This is a genomic window from Streptomyces kurssanovii (assembly GCF_040677245.1).
GTDB lineage: Bacteria > Actinomycetota > Actinomycetes > Streptomycetales > Streptomycetaceae > Streptomyces > Streptomyces kurssanovii.
In genome coordinates this window covers 1-16,089 of record NZ_JBFAQK010000095.1, presented here as the reverse complement: position 1 = coordinate 16,089, position 16,089 = coordinate 1, and the positions used below count along the sequence as shown (strand labels likewise).

Sequence of the window (16,089 nt, the reverse complement as noted above, 5' to 3'; positions counted from 1 at the left end):
GGGGGGGGCCTCCCCGCCCCCCCCCCCCCCCGCCCGCCGGGCCGGGCGCCTCGTGAGTCCCGCGAGGCGCCGGCCGACTGCTGTGCCGGACCGAGGTGTCCTGAGAGCGGAGCGGCGTCACCGCTCATGGGGCGGTTGCCAGGGCCGCGCCCTACGTCATGACGCGGACCCTTTACGTGACGGCATTCCCCCGGTAACTTCCCGCCGTTGTAAGGAGTTTCGGAAAGTTTCCGGTCGCGCTTCCGGGCGCGGTTCCTGCGGCTTGGCGGCGCGTCGAAGCAGTGGGCGGAATCGGACAGATGCTCATCGAGCATCTGCGGTTGTCGACATCCGCGGCGTACCCACGCCGTGGCCTCCTCCCCTGGAGAGACGCATGAAACGCACTCCTGCCCGGGTGTTCCGGCGCCCCTTGGCCGCAGCCGTCGCCGCCTGCGCCCTGCTGGGCCTGACCGCGGCCGTGCCCGGGCCCGCGGCGCCCGCGACCGCCCCGGTCGCGGCGGCCGAGAACACGGCAACGGTCTTCTACTACACGAAGACCAAGAACTGGTCGGCCTACAACCTGCACTACGCACCCGACGGCGGACCATGGACCACAGTCCCGGGCCTGGCCATGGAGACCGCCTGCGCGGACTGGGTGAAGAAGACCGTGGACCTCGGCGCCGCCGGCGGTCTCCAGGCGACGTTCAACAACGGCTCCGGCACCTGGGACAACAACGGCGGCAAGAACTACGCCCTGGGCACCGGCAGCATCACCGTCAAGGACGGTGTCGTCGCCCACTCCGACCCCTGCGCCGGCGGTGAGGACCCGGATCCGACACCCGCCCCCGGCAACGCCGCCACGGTGTACTACTCCACGCAGGCGCTGGGCTGGTCGACGGCGAACATCCACTACCGGCCGGCGGGCGGGGCCTGGACGGCGGTGCCGGGCATCGGGATGCAGGCCGCCTGCGCGGGCTGGTGGAAGCAGACCCTCGACCTTGGGCCGGCGACCTCCCTGATCGCCGCCTTCAACAACGGCAACGGTGTCTGGGACAACAACAACGGCGGCGACTACACCATCGGAACCGGCACCAGCACGGTCCGGAACAACACCGTGACCCCTGGTGCGGCCGATCCCTGCGCCGGTGGAGTGCCCGACACCCGGGCACCGACCGCCCCCTCCCGGGTGACCGCGAGCGTGGACGGCGTGTCCGTCGTCCTCACCTGGGAGCCGTCCACCGACGACCGGGGCGTCACCAAGTACCAGGTGACCCGCACCGGTGGCACCGGCGGGAGTGTCGTCACCGACGTCGCGTCCACCGTCTTCTCCGACGGCGGCCTGGAGGAGCGGACCGCCTACAGCTACACGGTGAAGGCCGTGGACGCCGCCGGGAACCTGTCGGCGGCATCCGCCGCCGCCACGGCGACGACCGGCACCGGGCCCGAGGCGCCCGCCGCCGGCAAGCCCCTGGGGACGGACCCCCGCAAGGACCCGATCTACTTCGTCCTCACCGCCCGGTTCAACGACGGTGACACGTCGAACAACCGCGGCGGCAGCAAGCACAAGGCCTCAGGGAACGAGGCCTACAACGACCCCATGTTCCGGGGTGACTTCAAGGGACTGGTCGACAAGCTCGACTACATCAAGGCCCTCGGCTTCTCCGCCGTGTGGGTCACCCCCGTCGTGCTCAACCGCTCCGACTACGACTACCACGGCTACCACGGCTGGGACTTCTACAAGGTCGACCCCCGCCTGGAATCGGCCGGCGCCTCCTACCAGGACCTCATCGACGCCGCCCACGCCAAGGGCATGAAGATCTACCAGGACGTCGTCTACAACCACTCCTCCCGCTGGGGCGCCAAGGGCTTGTTCGTGCCCACCGCGTACGGCGTGCGCGACTCCCAGTGGAGCTGGTACTACGACGAGAAGCAGCCCGGTTTCGAGTACGACGGCCTGACCGTTGAGACCAAGTCGGGGAAGTCGTACTACAACGGTGACCTGTGGTCGACCGCGGAGCCCGCCGGCAACACCTGCGTCGACTGGGGCAAGCCGACGCAGCACACCTCGCCCGAGGGATACCGCATCTACAACTGCCAGTGGCCCGGCCCGACGTCAGGGATGTTCCCCAAGAACCTCTACCACAACTGCTGGATAGGCAACTGGGAGGGGGAGGACTCCCGTTCGTGCTGGCTGCACGACGACCTCGCCGACCTGAACACCGAGAACGCACAGGTGCAGAATCATCTGATCGGCGCCTACAACAAGTACATCGACATGGGAGTCGACGGCTTCCGCGTGGACACCGCCGTCCACATCCCCCGCACCACCTGGAACCGCCGCTTCCTCCCCGCCATCCAGGCGCGCGTCACCCAGCAGCACGGCGCCGAGGCCGCGAAGAACTTCTTCGTGTTCGGTGAGGTGGCCGCCTTCGTCAACGACAAGTGGAACCGCGGCTCGGTGAACCACTCGGCCCAGTTCTACACCTGGAAGGAACGCCAGGAGTACAGCGCCGACGACCAGAAGGCCGCGCTCGAGATGTACGACCACGAGCAGCAGCTGGGCACGTCGAACCAGCCCACCTCCACCAACGCGTTCCTGAACGGCAACGCCTACCACGCGCCGGACCACAGCAGATTCTCCGGAATGAACGTCATCGACATGCGTATGCACATGAACTTCGGTGACGCACAGAACGCCTTCAGCAACGGCAAGGACTCCGACGACAGTTACAACGACGCCACCTACAACGTCGTCTACGTCGACAGCCACGACTACGGCCCCAACAAGAGCAGCGAACGCTACACCGGCGGAACCGACGCCTGGGCCGAGAACATGTCGCTGATGTGGACCTTCCGCGGCATCCCCACCCTGTACTACGGCTCGGAGAGCGAGTTCCAGGCGGGCAAGAAGATCGACTGCGGGCCGAGCTGCCCGCTGGCCACCACCGGCCGTGCCTACTACGGCGACCACATCGCCGGAGACGTCAAGGCCTCCGGATTCTCCAAGGTCGGGTCCGCCACCGGTGCGGTCGCCGCCACCCTGGAGAAGCCGCTCGTCAAGCACGTACAGCGGTTGAACGAGATCCGCAGGGCGATCCCGGCCCTGCAGATGGGCCAGTACTCCACCGAGGGCATCACCGGCGGCATGGCCTTCAAGCGCCGCTACACCAGCGGCGGTACGGACAGCTTCGCGCTCGTCACCGTGTCCGGCGGCGCCGTGTACACCGGCATCCCCAACGGCACCTACACCGACGCCGTGACCGGTGACACCAGGACCGTCGACGACGGCAGGCTCACCGTCGCCGCGCCCGGAAAGGGGAACCTCCGCGTCTACGTCCTGGGCGGTACGGGGAAGATCGGAACGGCCGGCCCCTACCTGAAGTAGAGGCATCACCATGTCTGCCGCGGGAGTCGAGCTGCTCCACTCCCGCGGCAGTCGCCGCCCCCGCCGGGAGCACGTGGTTCCCGGCGGAGGGCGTCGGTGAACGGAAGTTCGGCGCGTCATCCGTTCGGTGATCTCCGTCGCGGCGCTCCACGCCTCTCGGCACCCTTCCGAAGAGGACACCGGGGCGGATCACCTCCGCCCCGGGCAGACACGGTCACCGAGTGCCCGCACGGCGGGCGCGGACCGAGGGGGAGGGGTGGCTCCATGCAGGGGACCGGACACGAGCGCGGCCAGGAGACCAACGACGTGGTGCTGCTGGCCGCGGGCGTCGCCGACCTGGCAGTCAGCACGGTGAGCGGCGCGCTGAGCGCCTTCCGCGGGCTGCTCCGCCGCGCCGACGTGGCCGAACTGGCCGACGAAGGGCGGCAGGACATCAAGGCCCGCGGCCGCCTCGCACTCGACCGCTACGCCGCGACCTCGCCACCGCACATGGAGCTCCTGGCCCGCCACGTGACCGCCGTGCGTGGTCGCGGCGATGTCTGACAACGGTGAGCGAGCGGCGTTCAAGACCCGGGTGGACCAGGTCCTGCTCCATTTCGTGGAGGAGGAGATCGACCATCTCCTGGCCGTCGACGCCGATCTCGCCGCGGTCGCCGACCAGCTGCGGATCGCCACGAGCCGGGGCAAGCGGCTCCGGGCTGCCTTCTGTTACTGGGGCTGGCGTGCGGCCGGCCAGCCCGACAGCGACGCCTTGGTACGCGCCGCCGCGGCCATGGAGCTGGTGCACGCCGCGGCCGTGGTCCACGACGACCTGATCGACGACAGCCCCCTGCGGCACGGGCTGCCCACCGCGCACGTCGCTCTGCGCACCGCGGTGGCCGCGAGCCCACGGCCCGGAGCCGCGGCCAGGTCCCTGGCGATGCTGGTCGGTGATCTGCTGATGTCGCTGGCCGGGCAGCTGTTCACCGCCTGCGGTCTGCCCGTGGCCTATCTGTCCCGGGCGCGGCCGCTGTGGGCGGTCCTGGCCCGCGAACTGGTGGCGGGGGAGTGCCTGGAGATCCTGCGTACCGGTACCCGCCCCGACACCGCCGCCTCGTTGAAGGTGATCCGCTACAAGACCGCCAAGTACACCGTCGAGCATCCGCTCCACATCGGTGGCGCCCTGGGCGGGGCCTCCCAGGACCTTCGGGAAGCGCTCTCCGACTACGGGCTGCCGCTGGGGGAGGCGTTCCAGCTCCGCGACGACCTCCTCGGACTGTTCGGCGACCCCTGCCGTACGGGGAAGGCCAACGCCGACGACATCGCGGCGCACCGGCCGACCGCGCTGCTGGCGCAGACGTGGCAGGAAGCCACCGCGGCAGAACGTACGGAGCTCGGAAGGCTGTTGGGGAAGGGAACCCCGGACGAGGAATCACTCGCGCGGGTGCGGGAGATCATGCACCGCACCCAGGCGCCCGCCCGCATCGAGGACATGATCAGCGGCCGGGTCCGCGCCGCCCTCGACGCCCTCGAGCAGACCCGTCTGCCGGCCGATGCCGCTCGCGCGCTGAGCGACCTCGCCCGGGCAGCCACCGTACGCCTGAACTGACGATCCACCACCCCGGCCCACATCGCCGCGTCTGGCCCACGGAGGAGCCGTGATGACCTACACCGAGCAGTCCCTCGACGCCCTGCGGACGGCAGGCGACGAACTCGCCGACGCGACGGTCGCCACGCTCTTCGAACGGGGCGAGGTCGGCACGTTCAACACCCTCATGCGCTACGTCTCCACGGCCGGCGCACCGCTGCCGGACGGGCTGCCCGAGGTGGCCCGCGAGTATCTCCACCTGACCGCCGCCCCGCCGTCCTGGGTCGACTGGGAGGAGATGGAGAGGGCGAGGATGTTCTTCATCGACAACAACGTCCACATCTCCACCGCCCTGTCGTTCGCGGCGATGCCCGCCTGCTACGTCCTGCCTCACGTGGCACGGCTGCTGTCGGCGACGCACTCGCTGAAGTACCCCTCCAAACGCATGGCGGAGACGGGCCAGTTCACCGTCTACCTCATGCAGCCGGGTGCCTTCGAGGCCGGCAGCCGCTTCATCCCCGCCGCGCAGAAGGTGCGGCTGCTGCACGCCGCCGTCCGCCACCACCTGTGCCGCGAGGGCCGCTGGGACACCGAGAGCCTCGGCACGCCGATCTGCCAGGAGGACATGATCGGCGGCCAGATGATGTTCTCCATCCAGGTGCTCGACGCCCTGCACCGGCTGGGCATCCACATGAGCACGGAGGGGGCGGAGTCGTACTACTACGCCTGGCGCGTCGTCGGCGCCATGCTCGGCGTCGACCAGGAGCACGCACCGGGGGATCTCGACCAGGCCCGCCGGTTCTCCGACCTGTACATGACCCGGCACATGGGCCCGAGCGAGGAAGGGGCCCACCTGACCCGCCAGCTCATCGACCTTTACGAGGAGGTCGTCCCCGGCACCCTCTTCGACCCCGTCGTCGGCGCCCTGATCCGCTACCTCGTCGGAGACACCTGCGCCGACTGGCTCCAGGTGCCCCGCACCCCATGGGACACGGCGGTCAAGGCGGCCCCCGCACTGCTGGGCATCCTCGAATCGATCGAGGACCGCTCGCCCCTCGGCGCCTGGGCCCTGGACCGCCTGGGTCACTTCACCACCCTTCTGGAGCTCAGCTCGCTCACGCGTGGCCGCGTCATGCACTACGCCATCCCGGAGGAGCTCAAGAAGGACTACGGCGTCACCGCGGCGCGCACGGCCCGCTGGACCCCTCCCGCCCCCACGGTCACGACCTGAGCCCCTCGACCTGCCGAGGACGGCATGGCGGTCGGCTCGAGGGGTACGCGGACAATATGACCGAAAAGGATGCAACAGGTAGCTCGCGTCAGCAGGCGGAGAACGCCGCGGAAGAGGCGAGGAAGGCCGACGAGGAACGCGCGGAGGCGGAAACGTTCAGCTATCCCCACGCCGAGCGCCGCGCCGGTGTCCGGGCCACCCGCCAGGTCAGCCGGGAACAGGCCGACGCCGACAGCGTCCCCGGCGTCCCGGGCGGCTACGGGACGACGGGCGGTGGCCAGCCCGGCGGCAGCAGCGGCATCGGCCCCGACAGCGAGGGCACGCTCGACCCGGCCGAGTTCTCCGACACCATCGGCGCCGGCGAGCCCGACAGTCGCGCGGCGGCCGACCAGGACCGGGACCGCCGTCGTTGACGGAGCCCGTCCACGCCGCGCAGCGGCGACGAGGAGAGCAGGACCGCGTCCCCCGGTGATCGAGCACGACGCCCCGTGCCGCCGGTGGCGACACGGGTACGCGTACGCGGCCGGGGGACGGGCCACGAAGGAGCAACTATGAAGCTGTCATTCCTGGAACCACTCTTCGACCGTCCCGGCCCCTGGGCAACGGTGTATTTCGGCCCCGCCCAGAACGACGAATCGGCGGCGAAGCAGCGTGAGCTGGCCGTGGACGAGTGCTGTCGCACACTGGAGCGCGAGGGCGCCGACGAAGCGACCGTCAGCGCGGTACGCGACGCCCTGACGGCCGTGGGCCCGTCCGACGACCCCTCGGGCCGGGTGGTCTTCGCCACCGGCGGCGAGGTCGTGCTCAGCCACCGTCTGTCCCGGCCCCCGCAGCAGCAGATCGCCTGCTGGGCCCCGCTGCCCCGGATCACGCCCCTCGTGGAGCTGGCCGGCCAGGATCCCGCGTGTCTTGTGGCGTACATCGACAGGACCGGCGCCGACTTCGAGCTCCGCGGCGCGGCACGCCCGCAGGACGCCGGGCAGGTCCAGGGCCAGGACCATCCGGTGCACCGCACCGGCTCCGCCGACTGGTCCGAGCGGCACTTCCAGCTCAAGGTGGAGAACACCTGGGACCAGAACGCGGAAGAGATCGCCGAGGCCCTCGCCGACGCCTTCGAGGAGTCCGGTGCCGACCTGGTCGTGCTCGCCGGTGACCCCCGGGAACGGTCGGCCGTCCACGAGCGGCTCCCCGAAGCGGTCCGCAAGGTCACGCTCGCCACCGAACACGGTGGCCGCGCCGCCGGCTCCGAGTCCCCGCCCCTGGAGCGGGACATCCAGCACGCCCGCCGGGAACACGTCCGCCGTCGCATCGACGACGCACTCGAGCGTTTCCGCGCCGGACGCGTGGGCGCGGAGCGGCCGACGGACGCGGTCGAAGGGGTTCCCGCCCTGGTGGAGGCGGCCCGGGAGCACCGGATGGAGACCTTGCTCATCGTGCCCGACGGGCCGGACGCCCACCGGGAGGTCTGGGTGGGCGGCGACGCCGATCAGCTCGCCCTGCGCCGGACGGACGCTCAGGCGCTCGGAGAGGGCGAGCCGATCTCCGCGCGCGCCGACGACGCGCTGCTCCGCTCGGCGGCGGTGACCGCCGCCGAGGTACTGGTGGTGCCTCCTGACGAGGCCGCCGACGACATCCCGGCCGGCGGGCTCGGAGCACTGCTCCGCTGGACGTACGAGCCGGCCCCCGCCTGACACCCACGACACGTCCGCCGAGAAGGCGGACGCAGGTCACGCGGCCGGGCTCATCTCGGCGACCGTGCGGCAGGTCGCACGGCCGGCTTCACGGGTCCGGCCGCCGGGGCGGCTCCCTCCAGGTCGAGCCGGCGGGCCGCCGTCTCCACAGCGGACGGCAGCAGCCTGCGCGCACGCAGCGCCATGGGCAGCCTGCGCAGAACCTGACGCAGCGCCTCCCTGGCAGGCGGGTCCGACCTCGCCTCTGCCGCGAGCGCGCCGGTGCGGCGGAGCGCGACGGGCAGCGGCCGTCGTAGCCATGCCGTCAGTGCCGCGTTGCGGAGCATGACCGCGCTGCGGCCGTTGCGCGGTCCACCCGTCGGGCAGTGGACGGCGACCACGTCCGGACAGTGGCACACGCCCCAGCCGCGCGCCGCCAGATCGTAGGCGAGCAGGGTCTCCTCGCCCCCGAAGAACAGCACCGGGTGATAGCCGCCCGCCTGGAGGAACGCCGACCGCCTGGCCACCGCGGCGCAGGCCAGGAAGCCCAGCACCTGCGGCCCGGGCAGATCGGGGGCCATGCCCAGCGGGGACTTGGCGAGCACGTTGTTCAGCGGGTCGTCCACCGCTTCGGGACCCACGGTGGTACGCGCCGCCAGCAGTCCCAGCCGGGGATGCCCGTCGAAGAGATCTTCGGCGGCCGTGAGCGCCCCCGGCTCCCACCACGAGTCGTCGTCGCTGAAGGCCACGTACGGGGTACGGGCGTGACGGACGCCGAGGTTACGGCCGACGGCCCCGAGATTCCGGCCCGGCGTCAGCAGCGTGACCTCCGGGTACTGCCGGGCGACGGCTTCCGCGGTCGCGTCGGTCGACGCGTTGTCGACGACGATCACCGGGGGCCGTTCCGGCAGCTCCGTGAGCCTGCTGAGAGTGTGCAGCAGCTGCTCGCGGCGGTTGCGGCTGATCACGACGACGGTGGTACGGGAGTCGGTTGCCATGGCGCGGACGTCTCTCCAGTGGTCGTCAGGTGTGCCGAACGGTGAAGGGTCATCACGTTCCCATGGGTCATCACACCATGCATGCCCCGCCGTTTACGGGGCAAAAGGAGCGAACGGTAGTGCTGGGCCGGGTCGGGCAAGGCCGCGGACGATGCGGGCGCGTCACCGGGCCGGTCGGCGACTGCCGGATCGAGTCCGTGTTCGGATCCGGATGAGGACGGCCTCCCCTGGATCGCCCTGGATTGCGGCGACAGGTGACCGGGCGTCTCATGGGCGGAAGCCGCTGTCCACGTCTTCGACCCGGTGGGCGCGGCCTGCCTTGAGTCGGCCGGGAGGCAGTGTGTCAGGACGGTGGTGGTGCGGTCGGGCGGTCGCCGTGGCAGCGCTCGTCTTCGCGGTGAGCGCCTGCGGCTCGCTCGACGAGCGGCGCGACGACGTCACCGGGCAGGTGACCGTTTTCGAACAGGCACTGGGCGGCGAACAGTTCGCGCGCATGTGCGCCGCGCTCGCGCCGGAGACGCTGGAAGAGCTGGAGCAGTCGGCCAAGAGCGGCTGCGAGCAAGCGATCGGCGAAGCGGACCTGACAGAGGCGGGCGCGGTGCGGCGCGTGGACGTGTACGGCGATCAGGCCCGGGTCGTACTCGACAAGGACACGGTGTTCCTCTCCCACTTCCCGACCGGCTGGAAGGTCACCGCGGCGGGATGCACACCCCGTGAGGGCCGGCCGTACCAGTGCGAACTCAAGGGCGGGTGAATGAGCCGATGAGAACGATTTTCGCCGGAACCCTGGTGCTGATCGCCGCCGGTCTCGCCTACTTCATGGCGTTGGGGCTGATGCACCGATGAGCTCCGTGTCCACGGCCGGTGAGGGCACCGCACAGCCCCGGCATCCCGTATGGCGGTTCCTGTACCACAACAGCCTCGGCCTGGTCTTCCTCGCGGCGTTCCTGCTCGCCCTGGCAGGGCAGGCGGTGGCGGGTCACGCGGAGTTCAACAACCAGCTGGTCGCCGACGGCCTTTCGCCCGTCAGCTTCGGCGCCTATCTGGCTTCCTCCGATTTCGCGGTCGATGTCACCGAGAACTGGCAGTCCGAGTACCTCCAGTTCTTCCTCTACATCTTCGGCACCGTCTGGCTGCTGCAACGCGGTTCACCCGAGTCCAAGGAACTGCACAAGGCGGGCATCGAGTCGGACGAGGACCAGATGGTCGGCGAGCACGCCAGGGAGGACTCGCCCCGCTGGGCCGCGGCCAGGGGCTGGCGGGGAGCGCTCTACTCACGCTCCCTCGGCCTCGTCATGGGCGCCATCTTCCTGCTGTCATGGCTGGTCCAGTCGGTCGCCGGCGTCGCCTCCTACAACGAGCAGCAGCTGCGCGGCCTTCAGGCCCCGACCAGCTGGCCCGACTATCTCTCCTCCGCGGACTTCTGGAGCCGGACACTCCAGAACTGGCAGTCCGAACTCCTGGCCATCGGCTCCATGGCCATCCTCGCGGTCTACCTGAGGCAACGCGGATCGCCGGAGTCCAAGCCCGTGGGCGCCTCGCACACCGCGACCGGCGTCGAAGGCTGAACCTCCCGCTCCGCGCGGGCACCAGGCCCTTCGTCAGCCGACGTACCGGCGGGCGGCGGAGTGCCGCTGTGACTCCTCCAGCAATGACAGGCGCCTTTCGACGGCCGGCGGTACGACCTTCCGTTCGCGTACGACCCAGTGAAGTCCGGCGAGGGCGGCGCCGAACGCCCGCAGCGACGCGCGGTCGTGCGGAACGGTACGGGCGAGGTGCAGCGTCCGGCGGGCCGCCGGGACGACCGGACGGCGCAGCCAGCAGAACCAGAGCGTGTTGCGCAGGCCGTCGACGCGCCGCCCGGTGGCGTCGCGTGCCGCGGACGGTGCGTGGTGGACCGTCAGGGCCTCGTCGTAGGTCAGCCACCAGCCGAGCGTGGCCAGGTCCGTGGCGAGCAACTCCTCCTCGCCGCCCAGCCACAACCGCTCGCTGAATCCGCCGGCCGCGGCGAACGCCTCGACGCGCAGCACCGACGCTCCCGCGAGGAACGAGCCGAGGGCGGGCCCCGGCAGCCACGCCGGTCCCCGGAGCGGCGAGTCCCGCAGTTCGGCGACGATCGGGTCCTCCCTGCCGCCCGGCTCGACGACGATCCGGGCGGTGACCACCGCCAGCCGCTCATGGCGGTCCAGGAGGTCCCCGGCGCGCGACAGCGATCCCGGTTCCCACCAGGAGTCGTCGTCGCAGAAGGCGACGTACGGGGTACGTACGTGCCGGACGGCGAGATTGCGTCCCACCGCACCGAGGTTCGAGCCAGGCGTGAGCAGCCGCACGTCGGGATGCAGCCGGCGTACCGCTTCCGCGGTGCCGTCGGTCGAGGCGTTGTCGGTCACGATCACCGGCGGCCGCTCGGGCAGACGCGCCAGTTCACCGAGCGTGCGCAGCAGCTCCTGACGACGGTTGTGGGTGATGACGACGACCGTGATGCGCGGATCGCTCATCTCAGGGCTCCCTCTGCGGACGACGGGGCCGGAGCGGTGTCCCGTTCCGGACCGGTGCGGTCATGGCCGTGCGCCCGCGGCGGATGCGGGCTGTCGCACGACGGGCTGCTCGCCCGGTACGAAGACGGCGCGGCCGCCACGTTCGCAGTGGACGATCCGTTCACCGAGGCCCCGCTCCCCGGCCGCGTGGAGGAAGTCGGCCAGCGGCGACGTCATCACCGTGTACTCCTCGTAGTGGACAGGCAGCAGCCAGCGCGGACGCAGCCGGTCGGCGAGCTCCGCACCTTGTGCGCCGTCCATGGTGACGAGGAATCCGCCCGGCAGGCGGGTGCCGCCGAGGTGGAGCACCGCCAGGTCCATGTCCGGGCAACGGCGGCCGATGGCGTCGATGCCGTCGAACAGCAGCGTGTCGCCCGAGATGTAGAGCCGCATGTGTACCGGGCCCCGCGGCGGGCCGAACTCCAGCAGACTTCCCATCACCGGCGGCAGCAGGGCCCGCAGGGCGCCGCCGGCGTGGCGGCCGGGCAGGGCCGTCACGGACACTTTGCCGTCCGCGCCGACGAGGGTGTGGCTCTGCCACGGCCGGAGCCCGTCGGCGCGGCGGAAGCCGTGAAGGCGGCGGAGGCGGCGCGAGGCGTGCGGCGTCGTGATGACGGGCAGCGACCGGTCGAGGTGGTTGCGGGCCACGCGGTCCCAGTGATCGCCGTGCAGATGCGAGAGCACGATCGCGGTCAGGTCCCGAGGCAGCTCCCCGACGCCGATCGAGGGTTCGGTGAGACGGCGGCTGACGAGTCCGTGACCGAGATACGCGTGCTGCCCGCGGTGCAGGAAGTTCGGATCCGTCAGCAGGGTCAGGTCGCCGTAGCGGATGAGGGTCGTGGCGTTGCCGATGAAGTCGATGCTGACCGGCGGGCCCGGGGCGGCGGACATACGGTCTCCTTCGGCCCGGTCAGCCCCGAGGCTCCGGGCGTTCGATGCGTCCGTGCCGCCCGGGTGCCCCTGCCGGGCGAGGTGAACCTCGGGTCCGGGTGAGCCGGTCCGGTCCCCGCCGGACGGTTCCGACCGCCGGCGGCCGTCGCTGTCAGGCCGCCGCCGACAGGGCCGAGAGGATCGCCGTGTCGGTGCGGGCATGGACGACGAGCCGGGTGCCTCTGGTGTCGGCGTTCGCCTCGAGAAGGCGTCGCGCCGGCGCGCTGTGTGTGGCGACGGACATCAGTACCCCGAGGTGGTTGCACATGCGGTGGGCCTTCAGTACGGCGCTGACGCTGACCCCGCCGGTGGCAGGCTCCTCGAGCACGACGACGACCGGACTCGGCCGGTAGGCGTGCACCAGGTCACTGATCTCCCGCGACAGCGCCGATCTTCGGCCGATGTCGGTGGCGCTGTGCAGGGTGACGACCAGAACGCCGTCCTCGAAAGCGTGGGACACCATCGTTGCCTCCGAAATGCGTTCGCCGCGTGGCGATCTCCGGTCAAAGGGTGCCCGGTCCGCGCACAGTGATGCGCCCCGGCCTCTCAGGGCGTCTGCGCGTCGCGGTCCAGCGGGCCCCAGCGCCCCGGCTGCCGCTCGATCACCGCTGTCGCCTCGCTGATGACCTCGTCGGCGATCCAGCCGAGCGGTTCCACATCGCGGACAAGCGGTTCGTTGTCCGGACCGCGGCCCGCTTCCCGGCCGTGCAGTACCCACGGGCGGGCCCGTTCGTCCTTGACCCGCGGCAGATGGGAGTAGTCGTACAGCCGGCGGGCGACCCATGTGCGTACGGGCCGGTCCCCCCACCAGGACTCCACGTCCAGCGGGCTGGCGGACAGGCCCGGCATGGAAGCGCCCGTCAGGTCGTCGGTGCTGGACACCGACCCCAGGTCCGGCTCGGGTCCGCGTGACCACCGCACGTACAGTCCCTGCCGGGCCGTGACCAGTTCCGTCAGCGCCTCGATGCTCTCGAAGGTGGGCATTGCGTCGTTCTGGCTCATGTCCCCTCGATTCTTGCCCGGTTCGGCCACCGGATGTGTGCGACAGGCCGCGAGCACGTCACCCGATGGACGGCGGCGCCCTGCCCGCCCGTGCGGCTACCCACCCTCACGGTGCCGGATCATGACGACGTACGCCATCGAGCTGTACCTTCGGCGCGCGGGTGGCGGGCCTGCGAGCGGGGCGGACCGCGGGTCCTCGTGGGTGGTGGTGCGCCCTCAGGCGGTCATCGCCGGCCCCGCGCACAGGCGGGACAGAAGGGCGGGCCGGTGGAGCTCCGCAACGGGTTCGAGCAGATCCGGGTGGCGCAGCAGGGCGCCGGCGCGCCGGTCGTGCTCACCGGGAGTCACGAGGCGGCGGAACCCGGACGGCGTTCCGTCGACGTGGCCGCCGTCGCCGAGCGCGGCCACCGCCGTCGACGCCAGCTCCGGGCTGGCGAGCAGGCAGGCAGCCCAGCTGGCGACGACCTCGTCCACCCAGGTGCGCCAGGCGGAATCCTCGGCGTCGTCGGGCCCCGCCCCGTCGGAACCGGTGATCCAGTCCAGCCGGGCGGACCCTCCCGTCCCGGCGACCGCGACCAGAGCCGCGTCGACGGGTGTGGGATAGCGCAGCGACGCGGCCACGGTCACCGCCTGATGCGCCTGCGCGTGGGAAAGGGCGGAATCCATCACGCCACCTCCCGACGGGAAGGCGCGCGACATCCACTGGGCTGTCGCCGCTATCAGCGAGGTCAGGTCTGCGTGCACTGGGGCGTCCGATGTGTTTCTGGGGAGCGATGTGCGCGGCAACGCTATCCCCGGCGGTCACCCGGGGAAATGGTGTGGGTCACGGGCCCGCAGTGGCTTCGGCCACACCCGGGCAGGGTCACCGCGCCCCAGGGACGCGCTGCGGTCGCCGCCTGCTTTCGGGCAAATCACTGTGTCGTCCGCTGATCAGGGGGTCCGTCCCGCGACACTGACCCCCATGGAGCCGGTGACCTTGGGCGTGGAAGAGGAGTACCTGCTGCTCGACGCGGAGACGGGGGTGCCGGTACCGATGGCCGAACAGGTGCGTGCGGCCGCGGGCCTCGAACCGCTCGTCGACGAGCACGAGCTGCAGTCCGAGCTGCTGCAGGTGCAGATCGAGGTCGCCACCTCCGTCTGCACCCAGCTGGAGGAGGCGGGCGGTCACCTGCTGCGCCTGCGGCACGCGGTCGGCGCCGCCGCGGAGGCCAACGGTTGCCGGCTCGCGGCGTGCGGGACACCGCCGAGGAGAGGGCCGGTCACCGCGCCGGTGACCGAGCAGGCGCGCTACCGCGCGATGCGGGTGCAGGCCCCGCAGCTGGTCGCGGAACAGCTGGTCAGCGGCATGCACATCCATGCGGCCGTCCCCAGCCCGGAAGTCGGCGTGGCCGTGTTGAACCGCCTGCGGGGCTGGCTGCCGGTGCTTGTCGCCATGTCGGCGAACTCGCCGCTGTGGGACGGGCAGGACACCGGCTTCGCCAGCTGGCGCACCGTGATCTTCGGACGCTGGCCCGTGAGCGGCCCGCCGCCCGCCTTCCGGGACCTCACCGACCACAGGGAACGGGTCGAGGCGCTGCTCGGCAGCGGGATCATCTCCGACAAGGGCCAGCTGTACTGGCAGGTCCGGCTGTCCGACCGTTTCCCCACGGTGGAGGTACGGTGCCCCGACGTGCAGTTGCGGGCCGACGAAGCGGTCATGTTCGCCGGGATCGTCCGCGCTTTGGTCGTCACCGCCGTCCACGAAACGGCGGCGGGCACGCCGGCGCCCGTCATCGCTCCGGAGATGATGCAGGCGGCGAACTGGCAGGCCGCCCGCTACGGTCTCAGCGGTCACCTGATCACGGCGACCGGCGAGCGCCGCAGCGCCGGTGACGTCGTCGCGCAGCTGATCGAGCACATCACGCCCGCGCTGGACGCCGCGGGCGACACCCGCGAGGTGATCTCACTCGTGCATCGGCTTCTCCAGCAGGGCACCCCCGCCGACCGCCAGCGGCGGGCGCTCGCGGAGGGCGGCCTCAGGGCGGTGATCGACCTGATCACCTCCGAGACCACGGCACCGTGACCCCGGACCCCATGTTCGACGTGCGGTTTCCGGGTACCCGGTGCGGCGTGACGCGATGATCGAACGGGAGGAACGCCACGATGACCGTGCCCGAGGAGAACCGGCCCAAGACGCGGACGACCGACGAGGTCGTCACGGAGAAGTCCGCGGCGGCCGAGGAATCGGCGACGGACGCCGAGCAGGGCCGGAACACGGCACAGGAGGAACGCCGGCCGTCCGGGAGCACCATGCGTGAGGCACTGGACGAAGCCGGGGTCAAGCCCGAGGACTACGAACGGTAGTCGCGCTTGAGCAAGGAGGTTTCCCATGGCGCACACCAACGTGCCGGACGTGCTGAAAGCGATCAAGGACGTCGACTTCCCGGCCGACAAGGAGAAGCTGATGTCGGCGGCACGCGGGGCCGGCGCCTCGGAGGAGGTCGTCAAGGCGTTGCGCGGCATTCCGCCCGAGCGGTACGACAACCGTGACGATGTCGCGCGTTCGGTCCGCACGGATCCGGATTCGGACCTCGGACACACTGCGAGCCAGAAGGCCGAACAAGCACGGAAGGGCGGCAAGCCGGGCTTGTCGGAGCATCTGCGTGACGCGTCGAAGACGCCCATCCAGGACGAGCTGGACAGCTGAGCGGGGACGGGGACTCCCGGACCGCTGACGCCCGGTCGACAGGCGGCGAGGAAGTTCGCCGCGAGCACCCTCCACGAGTGGGCGCTGCGACCCTTGGTGGCCGA

At 71.1% G+C, this 16,089-nt stretch carries 17 protein-coding genes; 11 read left to right on the top strand and 6 right to left on the bottom strand.

Going from position 1 to position 16,089, the window contains the following annotated elements; genetic code table 11:
- Window positions 1-373 precede the first annotated feature (373 nt).
- The 6 genes from AB0K36_RS33705 to AB0K36_RS33680 all read left to right on the top strand — a co-directional run bounded on the left by AB0K36_RS33705 (window position 374) and on the right by AB0K36_RS33680 (window position 7,853).
- Entirely contained in the window at window positions 374-3,364 is a 2,991-nt protein-coding gene (locus AB0K36_RS33705) for a carbohydrate binding domain-containing protein (protein ID WP_364601480.1), read from the top strand.
- Between the two features lie 264 nt (window positions 3,365-3,628).
- A complete protein-coding gene (locus AB0K36_RS33700) occupies window positions 3,629-3,907 on the top strand; it encodes a polyprenyl synthetase (protein WP_364601478.1) in 279 nt (92 codons plus the stop codon).
- Window positions 3,900-4,952 carry a polyprenyl synthetase family protein gene (locus AB0K36_RS33695; RefSeq protein ID WP_364601476.1) on the top strand — a complete coding sequence of 351 codons (1,053 nt, stop codon included), beginning with the start codon at window positions 3,900-3,902 and terminating at the stop codon, window positions 4,950-4,952. Before AB0K36_RS33700 ends, AB0K36_RS33695 begins: the two co-directional genes overlap by 8 nt.
- Window positions 4,953-5,004: 52 nt before the next feature.
- Window positions 5,005-6,162, top strand: coding sequence for an oxygenase MpaB family protein (locus AB0K36_RS33690; RefSeq protein WP_364601474.1), 1,158 nt, complete (start codon window positions 5,005-5,007; stop codon window positions 6,160-6,162).
- Window positions 6,163-6,218: 56 nt separating this feature from the next.
- Complete coding sequence (locus AB0K36_RS33685; RefSeq protein ID WP_364601472.1) at window positions 6,219-6,575, top strand: hypothetical protein; 357 nt, start codon at window positions 6,219-6,221, stop codon at window positions 6,573-6,575.
- Between the two features lie 138 nt (window positions 6,576-6,713).
- Window positions 6,714-7,853 (top strand): baeRF2 domain-containing protein, encoded by a 1,140-nt coding sequence (locus AB0K36_RS33680; RefSeq protein WP_364601470.1) that lies wholly within the window; start codon window positions 6,714-6,716, stop codon window positions 7,851-7,853.
- Window positions 7,854-7,903: 50 nt separating this feature from the next.
- Here the strand turns inward: AB0K36_RS33680 and AB0K36_RS33675 are convergent, their stop codons facing one another.
- On the bottom strand, window positions 7,904-8,830 hold the full coding sequence (locus tag AB0K36_RS33675) for a glycosyltransferase family 2 protein (protein ID WP_364601468.1): 927 nt from the start codon (window positions 8,828-8,830) through the stop codon (window positions 7,904-7,906).
- 376 nt (window positions 8,831-9,206) lie between these two features.
- On the opposite strand from AB0K36_RS33675, the gene AB0K36_RS33670 reads away from it, so the two are divergent.
- Both AB0K36_RS33670 and AB0K36_RS33665 read left to right on the top strand, forming a co-directional pair.
- Complete coding sequence (locus tag AB0K36_RS33670) at window positions 9,207-9,584, top strand: hypothetical protein (RefSeq protein WP_364601466.1); 378 nt, start codon at window positions 9,207-9,209, stop codon at window positions 9,582-9,584.
- Window positions 9,585-9,672: 88 nt separating this feature from the next.
- Complete coding sequence (locus tag AB0K36_RS33665) at window positions 9,673-10,398, top strand: DUF6766 family protein (RefSeq protein ID WP_364601464.1); 726 nt, start codon at window positions 9,673-9,675, stop codon at window positions 10,396-10,398.
- Window positions 10,399-10,431: 33 nt separating this feature from the next.
- Here the strand turns inward: AB0K36_RS33665 and AB0K36_RS33660 are convergent, their stop codons facing one another.
- From AB0K36_RS33660 to AB0K36_RS33640, 5 genes are all read right to left on the bottom strand, one after another.
- The gene (locus AB0K36_RS33660) at window positions 10,432-11,328 is read right to left on the bottom strand and encodes a glycosyltransferase family 2 protein (RefSeq protein WP_364601462.1); all 897 of its coding nucleotides are present in this window, start codon (window positions 11,326-11,328) and stop codon (window positions 10,432-10,434) included.
- 60 nt (window positions 11,329-11,388) lie between these two features.
- Window positions 11,389-12,258 (bottom strand): MBL fold metallo-hydrolase, encoded by an 870-nt coding sequence (locus AB0K36_RS33655; RefSeq protein WP_364601460.1) that lies wholly within the window; start codon window positions 12,256-12,258, stop codon window positions 11,389-11,391.
- Between the two features lie 151 nt (window positions 12,259-12,409).
- On the bottom strand, window positions 12,410-12,760 hold the full coding sequence (locus AB0K36_RS33650) for a hypothetical protein (protein WP_364601458.1): 351 nt from the start codon (window positions 12,758-12,760) through the stop codon (window positions 12,410-12,412).
- An 83-nt stretch (window positions 12,761-12,843) separates the two neighbouring features.
- Window positions 12,844-13,299, bottom strand: coding sequence for a DUF6098 family protein (locus AB0K36_RS33645; protein WP_364601456.1), 456 nt, complete (start codon window positions 13,297-13,299; stop codon window positions 12,844-12,846).
- Window positions 13,300-13,515: 216 nt separating this feature from the next.
- Window positions 13,516-14,043 carry a hypothetical protein gene (locus tag AB0K36_RS33640; RefSeq protein ID WP_364601454.1) on the bottom strand — a complete coding sequence of 176 codons (528 nt, stop codon included), beginning with the start codon at window positions 14,041-14,043 and terminating at the stop codon, window positions 13,516-13,518.
- Between the two features lie 217 nt (window positions 14,044-14,260).
- Here AB0K36_RS33640 and AB0K36_RS33635 point away from each other — a divergent pair, with 217 nt between their 5' ends.
- The 3 genes from AB0K36_RS33635 (at window position 14,261) to AB0K36_RS33625 (ending at window position 15,985) form a co-directional block, all read left to right on the top strand.
- A complete protein-coding gene (locus tag AB0K36_RS33635; RefSeq protein ID WP_364601452.1) occupies window positions 14,261-15,361 on the top strand; it encodes a carboxylate-amine ligase in 1,101 nt (366 codons plus the stop codon).
- A gap of 80 nt (window positions 15,362-15,441) precedes the next feature.
- On the top strand, window positions 15,442-15,642 hold the full coding sequence (locus tag AB0K36_RS33630) for a hypothetical protein (protein WP_364601450.1): 201 nt from the start codon (window positions 15,442-15,444) through the stop codon (window positions 15,640-15,642).
- Window positions 15,643-15,667: 25 nt separating this feature from the next.
- Window positions 15,668-15,985 (top strand): DUF2795 domain-containing protein, encoded by a 318-nt coding sequence (locus tag AB0K36_RS33625; RefSeq protein WP_189471995.1) that lies wholly within the window; start codon window positions 15,668-15,670, stop codon window positions 15,983-15,985.
- The last annotated feature ends 104 nt before the right edge of the window (window positions 15,986-16,089 follow it).

What these genes read in the sequence shown, in the direction of transcription:
- AB0K36_RS33705 (WP_364601480.1), top strand. Translation starts at nt 374, where the DNA reads ATGAAACGCACTCCTGCCCGGGTGTTCCGGCGCCCCTTGGCCGCAGCC.
- AB0K36_RS33700 (WP_364601478.1), top strand. Translation starts at nt 3,629, where the DNA reads ATGCAGGGGACCGGACACGAGCGCGGCCAGGAGACCAACGACGTGGTG.
- AB0K36_RS33695 (WP_364601476.1), top strand. Translation starts at nt 3,900, where the DNA reads ATGTCTGACAACGGTGAGCGAGCGGCGTTCAAGACCCGGGTGGACCAG.
- AB0K36_RS33690 (WP_364601474.1), top strand. Translation starts at nt 5,005, where the DNA reads ATGACCTACACCGAGCAGTCCCTCGACGCCCTGCGGACGGCAGGCGAC.
- AB0K36_RS33685 (WP_364601472.1), top strand. Translation starts at nt 6,219, where the DNA reads ATGACCGAAAAGGATGCAACAGGTAGCTCGCGTCAGCAGGCGGAGAAC.
- AB0K36_RS33680 (WP_364601470.1), top strand. Translation starts at nt 6,714, where the DNA reads ATGAAGCTGTCATTCCTGGAACCACTCTTCGACCGTCCCGGCCCCTGG.
- AB0K36_RS33675 (WP_364601468.1), bottom strand. Translation starts at nt 8,830, where the DNA reads ATGGCAACCGACTCCCGTACCACCGTCGTCGTGATCAGCCGCAACCGC.
- AB0K36_RS33665 (WP_364601464.1), top strand. Translation starts at nt 9,673, where the DNA reads ATGAGCTCCGTGTCCACGGCCGGTGAGGGCACCGCACAGCCCCGGCAT.
- AB0K36_RS33660 (WP_364601462.1), bottom strand. Translation starts at nt 11,328, where the DNA reads ATGAGCGATCCGCGCATCACGGTCGTCGTCATCACCCACAACCGTCGT.
- AB0K36_RS33655 (WP_364601460.1), bottom strand. Translation starts at nt 12,258, where the DNA reads ATGTCCGCCGCCCCGGGCCCGCCGGTCAGCATCGACTTCATCGGCAAC.
- AB0K36_RS33650 (WP_364601458.1), bottom strand. Translation starts at nt 12,760, where the DNA reads ATGGTGTCCCACGCTTTCGAGGACGGCGTTCTGGTCGTCACCCTGCAC.
- AB0K36_RS33645 (WP_364601456.1), bottom strand. Translation starts at nt 13,299, where the DNA reads ATGAGCCAGAACGACGCAATGCCCACCTTCGAGAGCATCGAGGCGCTG.
- AB0K36_RS33635 (WP_364601452.1), top strand. Translation starts at nt 14,261, where the DNA reads ATGGAGCCGGTGACCTTGGGCGTGGAAGAGGAGTACCTGCTGCTCGAC.
- AB0K36_RS33630 (WP_364601450.1), top strand. Translation starts at nt 15,442, where the DNA reads ATGACCGTGCCCGAGGAGAACCGGCCCAAGACGCGGACGACCGACGAG.
- AB0K36_RS33625 (WP_189471995.1), top strand. Translation starts at nt 15,668, where the DNA reads ATGGCGCACACCAACGTGCCGGACGTGCTGAAAGCGATCAAGGACGTC.